Genomic DNA, 15,602 nt, shown 5'->3' with positions numbered 1-15,602 from the left:
GCGTTCGGCCTGCGGCCGGGGCCGGTTCAGGCAGCCGAGGAGGGCCGGCCGTCGTCCGGTACGTGTGGGGTGAACACGAAGGACGACTCGTCGTTGTCGAGGTCGATCGTCAAGGAGGCGTCCAGTGCCTTGGCCAGGCGCGTCAGCAGGGTGAGGGTCGGCACCGAGTCACCGCCCTCGATGGTGGAGATCTGCGGCTGGGTCATTCCCGCGCGCCGGGCCAGTTCGGTCTGCGAAAGACCCAGGGCGGTTCGGCGGTCGTAAACGGCTTGGCCGAGCGCGAACGCCTGGCCCGCCTCGACGTAGGCGGCGGACTCTTCCACGGTTTCGCCCAGAAGCCTGCGCGTGCGGCGGGTCTTCCACTGCGAGTGGTTCACGAACCCTCCTCCTTGGTCCGCTCGTATCGGTGCTCCGCCGGACCGTGCTCGGCCTCGCACATCTTCTGGGCTTGCTGGGCTCGCTCGACCTCCGCGGTTTCACGCTGCCGGGTCTTGCGGAACACCGTCAACAGCACGATGCGGCGATCGGGCGCGAGCCAGTAGGTGATCCGAACGGCGTTGCCGTCCATCGTGAAGCGTAATTCCCGCACCTTGCGGCCCAGATGCCGGGCGTACGGCTCCGCCAGGGTCGTCGGCCGTGCAGCCAGCATGTCCGCGGCCCGTTCGGCCTTGTCGTACTGGGCATCCGACAGGAGTTCCAGCCAGTGGCGGACCTCTGGCTCGATCTCGATATGCCACGGGGTGCTCACGGCCGCACTATACAAAAAACTGCATACCGCCGGGACTCGATCATCCCCCCAGCGCCCGCAGCTGGTCGAGGAACCAGCGGGAGGGCGGGAGGGCGGTCGCCGCGTCGGCGAGGCGTTTGGTGCGGGCGGCGCGTTCGGCCTCGGGCAGGGTCAGGGCCGTGTTGAGGGCGGCCGCGGTGGCCCGGATGTCGTACGGGTTGACGGTGATCGCGTCCTCGCCGAGCTCCGCGAACGCGCCCGCCTCGCGCGACAGCACCAGGGCCACGCCGTGGTCCGAGACGACCGGCACCTCCTTGGCGACCAGGTTCATCCCGTCGCGGATGGGGTTGACCAGGGCCACGTCGGCCAGCCGGTACGCGGCCAGCGAGCGCGGGAAGTCGTCGTCGACCTTGAGCAGGACCGGGGTCCAGTCGGCGGTGCCGTACTCCGCGTTGATCCGCTCGGCCAGCCGGGAGACCTCGGCGGTGTAGTCCCGGTACAGGGCCAGGTCCTGGCGCGAGGGGTAGGCGAAGGCCACGTGCACCACGCGGCTGCGCCAGCCGGGGTGGTCGTGCAGGAGCTGCCGGTACGCCAGCAGGCCGCGCACGATGTTCTTGGACAGCTCGGTACGGTCCACCCGCACGATCAGCCTGCGGCCGGGACCGGTCTCGGCGCGCAGCGCCTCCATCCGCTCGGCCACGTCCGGCCGGTGCGCCCGCTCGCGCAGGAAGTCGCCGTCCGCGCCGAGGCCGTGCACCCCCAGCACGGTGGTCCGGCCCTCGTGGGTGACGGTGAGCGTCCCGCCGTCGTCCGAGACCGACGCCCCGAGCACGGCCGCGCAGCAGTCGGCGAAGGCGCCCGCCCAGCGCCGGGTCAGGAAGCCGGCCCGGTCCGCGCCCAGGATGCCGGTCAGCACCTGAGCGGCCACGTCGTCCGGCAGCAGCCGGAAGTAGTCCGGCGGCGCCCACGGGGTGTGCGAGAAGTGCCCGACGCGCAGGTCCGGGCGGCGCTCGCGCAGCATCGCGGGCACCAGCGCCAGGTGGTAGTCCTGCACCAGCACGGCCGCTTCCCGCGCCGCCTCCTCGGCCAGCGCGTCTGCGAAGGCCGCGTTGTACGCCTCGTACGACGCCCACTGGTCGCGGAAGTCCTCGTCGAAGACCGGCTCCAGCGGGGTCTGGTACAGCATGTGGTGCACGAACCACAGCACCGAGTTCGCGATCCCGTTGTACGCGGCGCCGAACACCTCGGGCGGCACCGCGATCATCCGCGAACCGGGCTCGCCGACCCCCTGCCGCACCGCCTCGCGGTCGCCGTCGGACAGCGCGGCGCACACCCACACCGCGTCCGCGTCCGGACCGATCGCGCTCAGCCCCGATACGAGTCCGCCCCCACCCCGCTTCTTCTCCAGGGTTCCGTCACCGGCCACCGAGTACGAAACCGGCCCCCTGTTCGAAGCGACCAGGATGCGGGCAGCGCGCGAATCCGCCATGCCGCGAGCCTAGCCCCGCGGAAGCGTTCTCAAACGTCACGCGGCCCCCGGGCGCACCGGCAGCCGCGGAAAGCCGCTCCCGCGCGCCCTCGCGCGCCGCCACGCCGGGGGTCGCGCGCCGGTGAACCTTCCCGGCCACAGCACTAGGCCGCGCGCCGCGCCGCGTACTCGCTCACCGTGAGCATCGGCGGCCGCTCCTCGGTGTCCACCGGGTGGGTGCTGGGGACGAAGCCGGAGCCGGCGCGTTCGAACTGGGTGAGCAGGGGGCGGACGAGGTGGCCGCGCGACAGGCGCGACTGGGCCGTGCGGTAGATGGCCGCGGCCATGCGGCCCAGCGCCTGGCCCGACTGGTGGCGGTGCCGGCGGACGCCGACGTCGACCTGCGCGAGCGCGTCGAGGCCGACCAGGCCGAGCGCGTCGATGAGCATGCCGAGTTCGACGCCGTAGCCGACCGGGAACGGCAGCCGCTCCAGCAAGCCGCGCCGCGCCGCGTACTCGCCGCCGAGCGGCTGGACGAAACCGGCCAGGCGCGGCCAGTGCAGGTTCAGCAGCGGGCGGGCGACGAGCTCGGTGACCCGGCCGCCGCCGGCCGGGACGACCGCGCCGCCGGTCTCCAGCGGCCGGTCGTACATCGCCTTGACCAGCTGCACCGGGGGATCGGTCAGCAGCGGACCGACGATGCCCGACACGAACCGCGGGTCGAACTCGCGCAGGTCGGCGTCCACGAAGCAGACGATCTCGCCGCTGGTGACCAGCAGTGAGCGCCACAGCACCTCGCCCTTGCCGGGCAGGGCGGGCAGGGCGGGCAGGATGTCGTCGCGCCGCACCACGCGCGCGCCGGCGGCCGCGGCGACCTCGGCGGTGGCGTCGGTGGACCCGGAGTCGACCACGACCAGCTCGTCGACCAGCGGCACCTCGGGCGTCATGAGGCCGTCCCGGACGGCCGCCACTATGTCGCCGACCGTGGCCTCCTCGTCCAGCGCGGGCAGCACGACGCTGACCGTGCCGGCCGCGCCCGCCGCCCGTTTGGCGGCCAGCAGCACGTCCAGCGGGCGGTCGTCCGCCGACCACGACCGGCGTTCCAGCCAGCCCTCCACCTCATCGAGCACGTGTGATTCTCTCCCCGGGGCGCGGTCCGGTGGCGCGTGCGGTCCGCCCAGATACGCCGCGCGCGGTGCGTCTCGCGTTGCGGACGGCGGACCCGACCGCCGCACATTGTCGGTTACAGTCTTGAACAACGCATACGACCTCGGCACGCCGGGGGCCGTATGCGGTCACAAACGCCCGGAGCCGTGCGCTTCGGTGCCATACCGCTCATCCAGAGGGGCAGAGGGAACGGCCCGTTGAAGCCCCGGCAACCCTCCCGCCGACCGCGAGGTCGTCACGGTGGGGAAGGTGCCAATTCCGGCTCGCCGCGCGTCCGCGCGTGCGAGGAAGATGAGGAGAAAGGGCCTCGCCATCATGGCTGTGCAGACCGTCGCCGGAACGACGCAGTCCGCCGCGTCGCCGTCCCCCGGGTCCGCGGACCCGCACGAGGACGCGACCGGGGACAAGTCCTTCGGCCCCGCCGCCGCCCTGTCCTGCCGCGAGTGCGGCACCCGCTTCCCGCTGAGCCCGGTCTTCGCCTGCCAGGAGTGTTTCGGACCCCTGGAAGTGGCCTACGACCTGCCGCTCGGCGACCCCGAGGGCCTGCGCCGGCGGATCGAGGCCGGCCCGGCGAACATCTGGCGCTACGCCCCGCTGCTGCCGGTCCCGGCCGGCGTGGCGGAGCGGCCCAACCTCAACCCCGGCTGGACCAAGCTGGTCCGCGCCGACAACCTGGCCCGCGAGCTGGGCGTCACCGGTGGCCTGCACATCAAGGACGACTCCGGCAACCCGACCCACTCCTTCAAGGACCGGGTCGTGGCCATCGCCCTGGAGGCCGCCCGCGCCTTCGGCCTGACCACGCTGTCCTGCTCGTCCACCGGCAACCTGGCCGGCGCGGTCGGCGCCGCGGCGGCCCGCGCGGGCCTGCGCAGCTGCGTGTTCATCCCGGCCGACCTGGAGGCCCCCAAGGTCGTCATGGCCGCGGTCTACGGCGGCGAGCTGGTCGCGATCGAGGGCACGTACGACGACGTCAACCGCTTCTGCTCGGAACTGATCGGCGACCCGGTCGGCGAGGGCTGGGGCTTCGTCAACGTCAACCTGCGCCCGTACTACGGCGAGGGCTCCAAGACCCTGGCCTACGAGATCGCCGAGCAGCTCGGCTGGCGGCTGCCGGACAACCTGGTCGTGCCCATCGCCTCCGGCTCCCAGCTCACCAAGATCGACAAGGGGCTGAAGGAGCTGATCGCCCTCGGCCTGGTGGCGGACAAGCCGTACCGGATCTACGGCGCCCAGGCCGAGGGCTGCTCCCCGGTCTCGGCGGCGTTCAAGGCCGGACACGACGTCGTACGCCCGGTCAAGCCCGACACCATCGCCAAGTCGCTGGCCATCGGCAACCCGGCGGACGGGCCATACGTCCTGGACATCGCCCGGCGCACCGGCGGGGCGGTCGAGGACGTGACCGACGAGCAGATCGTGGCCGCGATCCGGCTGCTGGCCCGCACCGAGGGCATCTTCGCCGAGACCGCCGGCGGGGTCACCGTCGGCGTGCTGAGGAAGCTGATCGAGTCCGGGCAGCTCGACCCGGCCGAAGAGACCGTCGTGCTGAACACCGGCGACGGCCTGAAGACCCTGGACGCGGTGGCCGGAACCGGGCCGACCGCGACGATCCGTCCCACCCTTGCCGCGTTCCGAGAGGCTGGTCTGGCATGAGTGCTTCCGTCCGAATCCCCACCATTCTGCGCACCTACACCGGCGGTCTGGCCGAGGTGCCGGCCGAGGGGGCGACGCTGGCCGAGGTCATCGAGTCGCTGGAGAAGAATCACGCAGGTATTTCCGCTCGGGTTCTGGACGACACCGGAAAGCTCCGTCGGTTCGTGAACGTTTATGTGAACGATGACGATGTCCGCTTTTCCGAGGGTCTTGCCACGGTTGTTCCGGACGGCGCCAGCGTCTCGATCATTCCCGCTGTGGCGGGCGGCTGAACATCATGGACACCGATCTTCGTGCTTCCGCCACGGATCCGGCAGGGCTCCGGCAGGCTTTGACGTCCGCCGATCGGAAACTGGTCCTGATCTGACGCGGATCTGACGATCCGGCCCGAATCACGTGCCCCGTCCGCCTTTCCGGCGGGCGGGGCACCTGTGTGCGGGGGCGCGGACGGCCACAGGTAGAGTTGCCGGGGGCAACCATGTCACCTGTGGGGTCAGTGCGGCGATTTATCGCCAAATTCAGGAGCGATATTTCCTTTTTGGCCCCCTTTGCTCCGCCCGAGATGCCCCGCATTATCGTTTTTTCCTGGGCTATTTCCGATGGGTCGTTCCCAGATTTCTCGTCCAATTGACCTGTTGCAGTGGGCATCCGTGCAGATACATTCAGCCGCGGTCGACGCGTTCCGGCGCACGCCCCCCAGGGCTCACACCTCGTGAAGGTAAGGGCCACTCCGGGGGGTGAGGTCTGACCCGGGCCCGCGGAGTGCGGGGCCGCGATAGGGCCAGTAATAGGGGAGTTAGGAATGGCTCAGGGCACCGTCAAGTGGTTCAACGCGGAGAAGGGCTACGGCTTCATCGCGGTCGACGGTGGTGCGGATGTTTTCGTCCACTACAGCGCGATCCAGATGGACGGTTACCGCACCCTCGAAGAAGGCCAGCGGGTCGAGTTCGAGATCTCGCAGGGTCAGAAGGGCCCGCAGGCGGACATGGTCCGCGTGGCGGGCTGACATCCCGGCGCGTTCGGCCACCGACGCGACGACTTCACCCGGCAGACCCGCACCCCCGGCTCAGGCGCAGCCAGGGGTGCGGGTCTGCCGTGCGTCCGGGGTCTTTCGTGTGTCCGAGGTCCTCCCGTGTGTCCGGGCCGGTGTGCGACGTGCGGTGACCGGCCCGGACGCCTGTCTGCTTGCACTCGCAGGGGTGGAGTGCTAATCATGGGCATTGGCGCTCTCCTGGTGAGAGTGCTAACTCAGGACCGGGTCGGTGAGGCCCGTCCGGGCGCCGGGAAGGAACCGGCGGCCGGTGGGTCGTCCGTCGCGGGCGCCACACGGTCCGTACACCGCCCCCTGCCCCGGCGGGGGAACCCCCAGTCCGCGGAGGACACTTCACATGGCAAAGATCATCGCGTTCGACGAGGAGGCGCGGCGCGGCCTTGAGCGCGGGATGAACCAGCTCGCCGACGCCGTCAAGGTCACCCTGGGCCCCAAGGGCCGGAACGTCGTCCTCGAGAAGAAGTGGGGCGCCCCCACGATCACCAACGATGGTGTGTCCATCGCCAAGGAGATCGAGCTTGAGGACCCGTACGAGAAGATCGGCGCCGAGCTGGTCAAGGAAGTCGCGAAGAAGACCGACGACGTCGCCGGTGACGGCACGACGACCGCGACCGTCCTGGCCCAGGCCCTGGTCAAGGAGGGTCTGCGCAACGTAGCCGCCGGCGCCAACCCGATGGCCCTCAAGCGCGGTATCGAGAAGGCCGTCGAGGCCGTCTCCGCCGCGCTGCTGGAGCAGGCGAAGGACGTGGAGACGAAGGAGCAGATCGCCTCCACCGCGTCGATCTCCGCCGCCGACACCCAGATCGGCGAGCTCATCGCCGAGGCGATGGACAAGGTCGGCAAGGAAGGCGTCATCACGGTCGAGGAGTCCAACACCTTCGGGCTGGAACTCGAGCTCACCGAGGGCATGCGCTTCGACAAGGGCTTCATCTCGGCCTACTTCGCCACGGACCTGGAGCGGATGGAGGCGTCCCTGGAGGACCCGTACATCCTGATCGTCAACTCCAAGGTCTCCGCGGTGAAGGACCTGCTCCCGCTGCTGGAGAAGGTCATGCAGTCCGGCAAGCCGCTGCTGATCATCGCCGAGGACGTCGAGGGCGAGGCCCTGTCCACCCTGGTCGTCAACAAGATCCGCGGCACCTTCAAGTCCGTCGCCGTCAAGGCGCCGGGCTTCGGTGACCGCCGCAAGGCCATGCTCGGCGACATCGCCATCCTCACCGGCGGCACGGTCATCTCCGAGGAGGTCGGCCTGAAGCTGGAGAACGCCGGGCTGGACCTGCTGGGCCGCGCCCGCAAGGTCGTCATCACCAAGGACGAGACCACCATCGTCGACGGTGCCGGCGACAGCGACCAGGTCAACGGCCGGGTGAACCAGATCCGCGCCGAGATCGAGAACAGCGACTCCGACTACGACCGCGAGAAGCTCCAGGAGCGCCTCGCCAAGCTGGCCGGCGGCGTGGCCGTCATCAAGGCCGGCGCGGCCACCGAGGTCGAGCTCAAGGAGCGCAAGCACCGTATCGAGGACGCGGTGCGCAACGCGAAGGCCGCCGTCGAGGAGGGCATCGTCGCCGGTGGCGGCGTGGCCCTGCTGCAGGCGTCCAACGTGTTCGAGAAGCTGGAGCTCGAAGGTGACGAGGCCACCGGCGCCGCCGCGGTCAAGATCGCCCTGGAGGCCCCGCTGAAGCAGATCGCCGTCAACGCCGGCCTCGAAGGCGGCGTCGTGGTGGAGAAGGTGCGCGGCCTGACCCCGGGCCACGGCCTGAACGCGGCCTCCGGCGAGTACGTCGACCTGATCGCCGAGGGCATCATCGACCCGGCCAAGGTGACCCGTTCCGCGCTGCAGAACGCGGCCTCCATCGCCGCGCTGTTCCTCACCACCGAGGCCGTCATCGCCGACAAGCCCGAGAAGGCCGCTCCGGCCGGCCAGGGCGGCGGCATGCCCGGCGGTGACATGGACTTCTGATCGGGCTCCGCTCCGGTCGATCCGTCCAGCACCAGGCGGCGCCCCCTCCCGGCCCGGGAGGGGGCGCCGCCCTTTTGCGTGTTTACGCCACGCCCCAGGACCGCGTCCCCCGGGCCGCCGAGCCGAGACCCGCGGCCCGGCTACGGGCGGGCGGCGTCCAGGGCGGCGCGCAGCCGGCCGCCGGACTCGGTGAGCAGACGGGCCGCGGTGGGCGCGTCGACGTGCGCGAGGAGGGTGAGGATGGCCGGCTTGACCTCGCCCTCGGTGGCGGTCAGCGCGGCCTCGACGGCGTCCTCGCCCGCCCCGGTGGCCAGCGCGACGATACGGCGCGAGCGGGCGCGCAGCTTCTCGTTGGAGGCGCGCACGTCGACCATCAGATTGCCGTACGTCTTGCCCAGCCGGATCATCGTGATCGTCGAGAGCATGTTCAGTACGAGCTTCTGGGCGGTGCCCGCCTTCAGCCGGGTGGAGCCGGACAGCAGTTCGGGGCCGACCACGACCTCGATGCCGTGGTCCGCCGCCGCGGCCAGCGGGGAGCCGGCGTTGCAGGACAGGCCGACGGTCAGCGCGCCCAGCGCCCGGGCGTGCTCGACCGCGCCGAGCGCGTACGGGGTGCGGCCCGAGGCGGAGATCCCGACGACGCAGTCGGCCGCCGTCACACCGAGCCGGTCCAGGTCCGCCGCGGCCAGCTCCCTGCTGTCCTCGGCCCCCTCGACGGAGGTCACCATCGCCTCGGGGCCGCCCGCGATGATCCCCACCACCTCGCGCCCGGGGGTCGTGTTGAACGTCGGCGGGCACTCGCTCGCGTCCAGCACCCCCAGCCGGCCCGCCGTGCCGGCGCCCGCGTAGACCAGCCGCCCGCCCTCCGCCATCCGCGCGGCGATCGCGTCGATGGCCGCGGCGATCGCCGGCAGCTGCCCGGCCACCGCGGCGGGCACGGTCGCGTCCTCCGCGTTCATGGTCCGGGCGATCTCCAGCGTGGGCAGCCGGTCGATCTCGGCGAGCTCGGGACGGAACGCCTCGGTGGTCAGCGTCTCCAGCTCGCGGCGCAGACGGGTGTACTGGGACATAAGCGGCTCGTTCATCCTTCTCGGGAGGTGCAAGGGGGGGATGGGTGACGCGGTCGGCGCGGGATGCGCGGGGGCACGGGAGTCGGCCCGCGTACGGGCGCGGGGTGCGGGGTGCGGGCGGGCCCGGGCCCGGACGGCGCCTGGCGGTCCGGCCGTACGGGTGCCGGGAACGGGGCGGTGGTGGAGGTGGCGGTGGAGGTGGAGGCGGAGGTGGCGGCGGGTCAGGAGCCGCCCTGCCGGCGCGGGGTGTGCCGGTGGGCCAGCGCCTCGTAGGAGGCCGAAAGGGCGGGCGCGGCGTCCTCGTACGTCCGCTGCGCCACCGCGATGAACAGGCAGTCCACCACGAGCAGTTGGCTGGTGCGGCTGGACATCGCCGCGGGTCTGAGCTCGCTCTCCCGGGAACTGGAGGTGGTGAGCACCAGGTCGGCGTACTGGGTGACGGCGCCGTCCGCGCGCCCGGTGATGGCGATCGTGGTGGCCCCGCGGTCGAAGGCGGCCCGCAGCGGCTCGATGACGTCGTGCGTGGAGCCGGAGTGGGTGATGGCCAGCGCCACGTCGCCGGGCCGCAGTTGCACGGCGTTGGTGACGGCCAGGTGCGGGTCGGACAGCGCGTGCGCGATCAGCCCGATGCGCAGCAGCTTCTGCGCGAGGTCCTGGGCGACCAGTCCGGACGCGCCGATCCCGTAGACGTCGGTCCGCCGCGCCCCGGCCAGCGCGTTGACCGCGGCCTCCAGTTGCGCCATGTCGAGCTGGGCCGCGGTGTCGGCGAGGGTCTGCTGCTCCTCCAGGGCGAGCTTGGTGACCACGTCGGCGAGCGGGTCGTCGACGGCGATGTCGGCGGTGACGGCGGGCGGCGCGCCCGTCGCCTGCTGGGCGGCGAGCGCGGCCAGGGCCAGCCGCAGGTCCCGGTAGCCGGGGTAGCCCAGCAGCCGGGCGGTGCGTACGACGGTGGCCTCGCTGGTCCCGGTACGGACGGCGAGCGCGGTCACGGTCAGGTGGGAGCAGCCCGCCGGGTCACCGGCGACGGCTTCCGCCACCCGCTGCATGGAGCGGGTCATCGAGGGGGCGAGGGTGCGGACCTTGGCGGCCAGGGCCCCCGGGTCGGGGGGCGTCACGGAACTGCTGGGCGCGCCCGGCACGCCGCGGAGGGCGCGGACGCTCGGGGGGAAAGTTTCCTTCACGCTGTAGGTCACGCTCTGAAAGCTATTTTCAGGCAGGCGCGGCGTCAAGGCGCACTCGCCGTGCGAGCGCCACCCGGGGGCCGCGGGCGCGCCCTGCGCGGCCGCGCCTCGGCCGCCCCTCGGCCGTCCCCGCCGGCCCGCCGCCCACCGGGCCGGACTTGCGACAATGGGCCGTATGGACGCCACCGCCGAAACCGTGCTGCACCAGGCGCGGGCCGCGATCCTCGCCGACCTGACCGCCCGCGACGCGGCGGAGGCGGACATCGTCTCCCTCGTCGAGGAGGCGCTGAGCCGGCGCCGCTGGTGGCTGGAGCAGTGGCCGGACGGCGCCGCGTACATCCCCGGCCTGCTCGCCCAGGACGTCCAGGACGCCCTGATGGAGACCCACGGCCGCTGGCCGCTGTGCCCGCGGTGCGACGAGCCGCACGCCCTGGCCGTCGAGCCCGAACTCGGCCCCGACCCCCACTGGGTCTGCGAACGCGGCGCCGCCGTGATCGCCCCCGTGGGCGCCCTCGGGGCACCCGGCCGCGGCGACTCCTGACCGGCCGCCGCCGATGGCCGTCTACATCGACCCCCCGACCTGGCCCGGCCACGGCCGCCTTTGGTCCCACCTGGTCAGCGACAGCTCGTACGACGAACTGCACGCCTTCGCCGCGCGCCTCGGCGCCCCGCGCCGCGCCTTCGAGCGCGACCACTACGACATACCGGCGGCCCGCTACGAGGACGCCGTCCGGCTCGGCGCCGTCGAGGTCCGCAGCCGGGAGATCGTGCGGCTGCTCACCCGGGCGGGCCTGCGCCGCCGCAAGCGGGGGCCGGACCCGGCGGCTACGTCCGTTCCCGGTCGTCCACCAGCAGGGTGAACACGTCCGGCCTGGCGTAGTGGCCGACCGGGTCGAAGTCGAAGCGGGCCCGCGCCAGGTCGCCGAGGTCCAGGTCGGCGGTGAGGATGCCCTCGCCGCCGCGCAGCGGACCGGCCAGGACGGCGCCGAGCGGCGAGACGATGACGCTGCCGCCGTCGATGAGCACCGTGCCGGGCGCCTCGCCCTGCACCGGGTGCAGGTCCGCCGGCAGGTCGGAGCGCAGCAGGTACTGGTTGGCGCAGACCACGAAGCAGCGCCCCTCCAGCGCGACGTGGCGCATCGTCACCTGCCAGCTCTCCCGCGGGTCCACCGAGGGCGCGCACCACACGTCGACCCCCTTGGCGTACATCGCGGTACGCAGCAGCGGCATGTAGTTCTCCCAGCAGATGGCCGAGCCGAGCCGGACCTCGCCGGTGTCGACGACGGGCAGCGTGGAGCCGTCGCCGCGCCCCCACAGCAGCCGCTCGCCGGCGGTCGGCACCAGCTTGCGGTGCTTGGCGAGCAGCCCGCCGGGCCCGCCGCCCGGTCCCGCGCCCGGCCCGCCCGGTCCCGCGCCCGGCCCGCCCGGTCCCGCGCCCGGTCCGAAGAAGAGCGCGGTGCAGTACAAGGTGGCGCCGGCCCGTTCGACGACGCCCGCCACGATGTGCACGCCGAGGTCCTGGGCGAGCGCGGCCAGGGAGTCCGTCTCGGGGCCCGGCACCCGCACGGCCGACTCGAAGTAGCGGCGGAACTCCTCCCGGCCGCGGTCCGAGCGGGCCCCGACGGTCACCCCGAAGTCCAGCCCCTTCGGATAGCCGCCCAGGTACGCCTCCGGCAGGACGATCACCCGCGCCCCGCGGTGCGCGGCGTCCGCGATGTACTGCCGGGCCTTCGCCAAGGTGGCCGGGGTGTCGAACAGCGGGGTGCCGATCTGGAGCGCGGCGACGGTCAGGTGGGCCATGCCGGTACCTCCCCCGTCAGGCGGTGAGCCATTCCGGTACCTCCCCCGTGCCGTCCCACCACGACCGCGGGCCGCGCCGCGCCGCCAGCGTCAGGTCGTCGGCGGGACAGCGGCCCCGCGCCACGTACCGCTGCGTGAACCCGTCCACCAGCGGTCGCAGTTCCGGCACGCCCAGCCGGGGCAGCGCGGCCAGCGCGGCGTCGAAGCAGCGCAGCGCCGCCCGTCCCAGCGCCGGGTCGTGCGGGCCGAGCCGGCATGCCCGCAGCCACAGCGGGTCCGCCGGGGCGGCCGGGCCCGAGCCCCCGGACGGCGGCAGGTCGGCCACCGCGTCCTCGGCGGCCCGGGTGGCCTCCGGGTCCTCGAACAGCGCGGTGGTGACGACCAGCGGCACGATCCAGCCGTCCTCGCCGCGCTGGGCGTCGATCATCCGCAGCTCCAGGTGGCCCTGCGGGCGCACCGGGGGGAAGAGGGTGGTCAGGTGGTACGCGAAGTCGTCCATCGTCGGCGGCCGGGAGGCGGCCCCGGTGCCGTGGTACCCGCGGTCGATCCACTGGCCGAACGTGGTGGTGTGGGGGCTCGCCCACGGACCGCCGTCCTGGTCGCGTACGCACATCAGGCGGGCCGCCAGGGCGTACCGCGCCCAGGCGTCCCGGGGGTCGGTGCCCATCGGGACGGCCGGCGCGGCGGTCCTGCTCGGGTCCAGCCGGGCCCAGATCACCTGCCGGGTCGAGCGCCAGCCGGTCGGCCGGCCCGCCGCCATCGGCGAGTTGGCGAACGCGGCGACGAGGACCGGCCCGAGCCGGTGGGCCAGCCACCAGCGCCGCCGGACGTTGTACGGTCCGGGCTCCTGCGTACCGGCGTCCAGGCAGACCTGTACCGAGGCGGACGCGCCCATCATGTACCGGCCGAACGGCCCGAACCGGTCGAACAGCCGCTCCATGCAGGCGTACCGGGGCCGGTCGACGAAGACCCGCGCGGGCTCGCGCCACGGGTCGATCCCGTACCCGGACAGGCGGTGCCCGGCGGCGGCGAGCTCCTCGCGCATCGCCCGCAGGTCCGCGCGCACCCCGGCCACGCACGCGGCCAGCGACTCGTACGGCGGCGAGCTCAGCTCCAACTGGCCGCCCGGCTCGCGGCTGAGCGCGGACCCGTGGGGGAACACCCCACCGGGTGCGAACCGTTCGGCGGCGGCCGCGACCCGCGCCTCGTCCGCGGGCAGCGACGGATGCCGGACGTCGCGTACCAGCCACTCCAGTTCGATCCCGACCCGGCGCGGCGGGCCCGTCCTCAGGCACGTGGCGCGCGCGTGCTCGGCGCAGGCGGCGGCTTCGGCCCTGACGGCCTGTGCGGTCTGTGCGGTCTCGCGCATGGTCAGCCCGCGGCCGCGTCGGGGTACGCGGCGCACTCCGCCGCGATCGACTCCCGCTCCCACTGCTCGCGGTCGCGGATGTACGTGGGCCGGTCCGCGCGCACCGCCCTGGTCTCGGCCGCGCCCGGCCGCAGCGCCCAGGTCACGGACCCGGTCACCGCCTGCGCGCACGCGTCCACGAACGACTGCACCGCGCCCCGCAGTTCGCCGAACCAGCGTCCTTCGAGCGCCTCGCGCACCCACAGCTGCTCCAGGTGCATCTTCTCGCGCACGGTCTCGGCGGCCAGCGTCGCGGACTCCACCTGGCGGTAGGAGCGCAGCAGCAGGCAGGCCGCCGGCATCTCCCGTATCTCCAGCACTTTGCTGCCGTCGTCCAGGTGCTCCAGGCCGCAGTAGCGGCCGATCCCGAACGCGCCGGCCCGCCGGTTGAGGACGTCGATCACCTCGGTCAGCGGCATGCGCACCCCGTCCACGGACGTCGGCACGCCTTCGGCGAAGGTGATCTCGACGGTGTCGCCCGGCATCCCGTGGCACACCGCGCTCCACCGGAACATGTGCTCGGGCACCGCGTGGTTCTCCGGGTCGTCCAGCACACCGGACTCGAACTCCCGGCACCACAGGTTGGAGTCGCCGCTGACCGTGCGCTCGCCCAGCTCCTCCAGCCCGTCCTCCTTGAGCTCCTGGATCTTCTGCCCGCGGTCGACCGGGTCCAGGTCGTACGGGCTGCCGTACCACCCGGCGAACCCGAGCTGCCCGAGCGCCCCGTTGAGCCGGCGCAGGCTGTTCTGCGAGCGGTTGGCGGTGTGCAGCACGACCGGTGCGCCCACCTGCCGGGCCAGTTCCACGGCCACCCGCGCGATCAGCGGCCGGCTCAGCGTCGAGCTCACCGGGTGCGTGTCCAGGTACACCGCCTGCGCCGCGATGGCCGGGCGCACGAACTCCTGCGCGAACGTCTCCCTGGCGTCCACGACGTGCAGTTCGGCGCCCAGCCGCTCGGCGATCTGCCGCCGGTCGTCCTCGGCCTCGCCCTCGCCCAGTTCGACGCTCAGCGCGTGCACCTCGCCGAACCCCAGGTCGCGCAGCCGGTGCAGCAGGTAACTGCTGTCCAGGCCGCCGCTGAACAGCGTGACCACGGGTGGCCGCCCGGTTCGCCCGCCGGTTCGCCGACCGCCGGGCGGGCGGTCGCCGGGGCCGTCGGCCAACCCGTCGGCCAGGTGCTGGAAGGAGCGGATGAGGGGGGTGGTCGGCATAGCCATCTCCCGCCTCCCGCCGTCCCGCGAAGGCATGCGTGAACCACTGCGCAGGGGGGCGGGGTGAGAAAGCGATCGATCCGGGCTGGGCGCCGGGCCGGCGCCGGGGCGGTCCCGGCGGGATCCCGCGCGCGATATGTGCGCGAACCGGTGCGAAGCGGCCGCTTTCCGACCTTAACCCCCCTCCGCGTCCTCGGCCATTCGGGCGAGCCCCGGGGCGGGGCACCCGTTCACGCCTCCAGGAGCTCCAGCTCGGTGGACATGTTGCGGCGGGCGACGTCCTCCCAGCACTCGCGGCCGTAAGGGGTGCGGAAGAGGGCGGGGAGGTCCAGGAGGCGGCGCAGGACGTCGGCCCGGCGGGTGCGGAAGACGTCGTCGGGGACGAAGGCGTACTCGTCGCGGACGGAGGCGGCGTACGCGGCGTAGTCGGCGGGATCGCCGGCCAGGACGGCGAGGTCGGCGTCGCACAGCACCTCGCCGTCGCGGTCGCCCGGGGCGGGGTCGTGGGAGACGGTCAGCCGGACCAGCCGGGCGACCTCACGGGTGCGCTCGGCGTCCACCCCGGCCTCGGTCAGCGCCCGTTCGGCCAGCGCTGCGCTGCGCTCCTCGTTCTCGCCGCGGTCGGGGCGGTAGACCGCGTCGTGGAACCAGCCGGCCAGCAGGGCCGTGTCGGGGTCGGCGGCGTACGCGGTCAGCTCGGTGATCCGGGTCAGCACGGCCATCAGGTGGTCCACGGTGTGATAGCGGCGCTGCGGCTCGGCCCACCGTTCCAGCAGGTCACGGCCGTACGGGGCGGGGTCGGGCGCCGACCGCGGGTCCGTCTGGCAGCGGCGCAGCACCTCACCCCACTCCGCGAGCAGGGCGTTGTACCGGGGATGTGACGAGGCACGGGATGGCGACGACATG

At 73.1% G+C, this 15,602-nt stretch carries 16 protein-coding genes and 1 riboswitch; of the genes, 6 read left to right on the top strand and 10 right to left on the bottom strand.

The window, feature by feature from the left end; translation table 11 throughout:
• Window positions 1-26 precede the first annotated feature (26 nt).
• From K7G61_RS05470 to K7G61_RS05455, 4 genes are all read right to left on the bottom strand, one after another.
• Entirely contained in the window at window positions 27-377 is a 351-nt protein-coding gene (locus K7G61_RS05470) for a helix-turn-helix domain-containing protein (protein WP_225845452.1), read from the bottom strand.
• Window positions 374-748, bottom strand: a complete 375-nt coding sequence (locus K7G61_RS05465) for a type II toxin-antitoxin system RelE/ParE family toxin (RefSeq protein WP_225845451.1) — start codon at window positions 746-748, stop codon at window positions 374-376. The genes K7G61_RS05470 and K7G61_RS05465 overlap by 4 nt, the downstream gene beginning before the upstream one ends.
• Window positions 749-788: 40 nt before the next feature.
• Window positions 789-2,216 (bottom strand): trehalose-6-phosphate synthase, encoded by a 1,428-nt coding sequence (locus K7G61_RS05460; protein WP_225845450.1) that lies wholly within the window; start codon window positions 2,214-2,216, stop codon window positions 789-791.
• A 143-nt stretch (window positions 2,217-2,359) separates the two neighbouring features.
• A complete protein-coding gene (locus K7G61_RS05455; RefSeq protein ID WP_225845449.1) occupies window positions 2,360-3,325 on the bottom strand; it encodes a glucosyl-3-phosphoglycerate synthase in 966 nt (321 codons plus the stop codon).
• A gap of 202 nt (window positions 3,326-3,527) precedes the next feature.
• Window positions 3,528-3,660: riboswitch (SAM riboswitch) on the top strand.
• Between the two features lie 17 nt (window positions 3,661-3,677).
• Between K7G61_RS05455 and thrC the strand changes: the two genes are divergently transcribed.
• From thrC to groL, 4 genes are all read left to right on the top strand, one after another.
• The gene (gene thrC / locus K7G61_RS05450; protein ID WP_225845448.1) at window positions 3,678-5,012 is read left to right on the top strand and encodes a threonine synthase; all 1,335 of its coding nucleotides are present in this window, start codon (window positions 3,678-3,680) and stop codon (window positions 5,010-5,012) included.
• Entirely contained in the window at window positions 5,009-5,284 is a 276-nt protein-coding gene (locus tag K7G61_RS05445; RefSeq protein WP_225845447.1) for a MoaD/ThiS family protein, read from the top strand. Before thrC ends, K7G61_RS05445 begins: the two co-directional genes overlap by 4 nt.
• Before the next feature lie 530 nt (window positions 5,285-5,814).
• Window positions 5,815-6,018 carry a cold-shock protein gene (locus K7G61_RS05440; protein ID WP_003986833.1) on the top strand — a complete coding sequence of 68 codons (204 nt, stop codon included), beginning with the start codon at window positions 5,815-5,817 and terminating at the stop codon, window positions 6,016-6,018.
• 382 nt (window positions 6,019-6,400) lie between these two features.
• Entirely contained in the window at window positions 6,401-8,026 is a 1,626-nt protein-coding gene (gene groL, locus K7G61_RS05435) for a chaperonin GroEL (RefSeq protein WP_225845446.1), read from the top strand.
• Window positions 8,027-8,166: 140 nt separating this feature from the next.
• Here the strand turns inward: groL and murQ are convergent, their stop codons facing one another.
• A complete protein-coding gene (murQ, locus tag K7G61_RS05430; protein ID WP_225845445.1) occupies window positions 8,167-9,096 on the bottom strand; it encodes an N-acetylmuramic acid 6-phosphate etherase in 930 nt (309 codons plus the stop codon).
• 221 nt (window positions 9,097-9,317) lie between these two features.
• Entirely contained in the window at window positions 9,318-10,289 is a 972-nt protein-coding gene (locus tag K7G61_RS05425) for a MurR/RpiR family transcriptional regulator (protein ID WP_374204062.1), read from the bottom strand.
• Window positions 10,290-10,452: 163 nt separating this feature from the next.
• On the opposite strand from K7G61_RS05425, the gene K7G61_RS05420 reads away from it, so the two are divergent.
• The gene (locus K7G61_RS05420) at window positions 10,453-10,818 is read left to right on the top strand and encodes a hypothetical protein (protein ID WP_225845444.1); all 366 of its coding nucleotides are present in this window, start codon (window positions 10,453-10,455) and stop codon (window positions 10,816-10,818) included.
• Between the two features lie 13 nt (window positions 10,819-10,831).
• Window positions 10,832-11,137 carry a DUF4031 domain-containing protein gene (locus K7G61_RS05415; protein ID WP_225845443.1) on the top strand — a complete coding sequence of 102 codons (306 nt, stop codon included), beginning with the start codon at window positions 10,832-10,834 and terminating at the stop codon, window positions 11,135-11,137.
• On the opposite strand, the gene K7G61_RS05410 is transcribed toward K7G61_RS05415, so the two are convergent.
• From K7G61_RS05410 to K7G61_RS05395, 4 genes are all read right to left on the bottom strand, one after another.
• Window positions 11,103-12,077: a nitrilase-related carbon-nitrogen hydrolase gene (locus tag K7G61_RS05410; protein ID WP_225845442.1), complete on the bottom strand. Its 975-nt coding sequence runs from the start codon at window positions 12,075-12,077 to the stop codon at window positions 11,103-11,105. The two genes, K7G61_RS05415 and K7G61_RS05410, sit on opposite strands and share 35 nt — an antisense overlap.
• Before the next feature lie 16 nt (window positions 12,078-12,093).
• Window positions 12,094-13,446 (bottom strand): ergothioneine biosynthesis glutamate--cysteine ligase EgtA, encoded by a 1,353-nt coding sequence (gene egtA, locus K7G61_RS05405; protein WP_225845441.1) that lies wholly within the window; start codon window positions 13,444-13,446, stop codon window positions 12,094-12,096.
• Window positions 13,447-13,448: 2 nt separating this feature from the next.
• On the bottom strand, window positions 13,449-14,696 hold the full coding sequence (locus K7G61_RS05400) for an argininosuccinate synthase-related protein (protein WP_225845440.1): 1,248 nt from the start codon (window positions 14,694-14,696) through the stop codon (window positions 13,449-13,451).
• A 230-nt stretch (window positions 14,697-14,926) separates the two neighbouring features.
• Window positions 14,927-15,601, bottom strand: a complete 675-nt coding sequence (locus K7G61_RS05395; RefSeq protein ID WP_225845439.1) for a hypothetical protein — start codon at window positions 15,599-15,601, stop codon at window positions 14,927-14,929.
• Window position 15,602 lies beyond the last annotated feature (1 nt).

Source organism: Streptomyces sp. HPF1205 (assembly GCF_020400825.1).
Taxonomy (GTDB): domain Bacteria; phylum Actinomycetota; class Actinomycetes; order Streptomycetales; family Streptomycetaceae; genus Actinacidiphila.
The sequence above is the reverse complement of the archived record's forward strand: the minus strand, read 5'-3'. Positions and strand labels throughout refer to the sequence as shown.

Bases quoted from the DNA above. Each gene is read 5' to 3' on its own strand.
- K7G61_RS05460 (WP_225845450.1), bottom strand. From the start codon at position 2,216: ATGGCGGATTCGCGCGCTGCCCGCATCCTGGTCGCTTCGAACAGGGGG.
- thrC (WP_225845448.1), top strand. From the start codon at position 3,678: ATGGCTGTGCAGACCGTCGCCGGAACGACGCAGTCCGCCGCGTCGCCG.
- K7G61_RS05445 (WP_225845447.1), top strand. From the start codon at position 5,009: ATGAGTGCTTCCGTCCGAATCCCCACCATTCTGCGCACCTACACCGGC.
- K7G61_RS05440 (WP_003986833.1), top strand. From the start codon at position 5,815: ATGGCTCAGGGCACCGTCAAGTGGTTCAACGCGGAGAAGGGCTACGGC.
- groL (WP_225845446.1), top strand. From the start codon at position 6,401: ATGGCAAAGATCATCGCGTTCGACGAGGAGGCGCGGCGCGGCCTTGAG.
- murQ (WP_225845445.1), bottom strand. From the start codon at position 9,096: ATGTCCCAGTACACCCGTCTGCGCCGCGAGCTGGAGACGCTGACCACC.
- K7G61_RS05420 (WP_225845444.1), top strand. From the start codon at position 10,453: ATGGACGCCACCGCCGAAACCGTGCTGCACCAGGCGCGGGCCGCGATC.
- K7G61_RS05415 (WP_225845443.1), top strand. From the start codon at position 10,832: ATGGCCGTCTACATCGACCCCCCGACCTGGCCCGGCCACGGCCGCCTT.
- K7G61_RS05410 (WP_225845442.1), bottom strand. From the start codon at position 12,077: ATGGCCCACCTGACCGTCGCCGCGCTCCAGATCGGCACCCCGCTGTTC.
- egtA (WP_225845441.1), bottom strand. From the start codon at position 13,446: ATGCGCGAGACCGCACAGACCGCACAGGCCGTCAGGGCCGAAGCCGCC.
- K7G61_RS05400 (WP_225845440.1), bottom strand. From the start codon at position 14,696: ATGCCGACCACCCCCCTCATCCGCTCCTTCCAGCACCTGGCCGACGGG.
- K7G61_RS05395 (WP_225845439.1), bottom strand. From the start codon at position 15,601: ATGTCGTCGCCATCCCGTGCCTCGTCACATCCCCGGTACAACGCCCTG.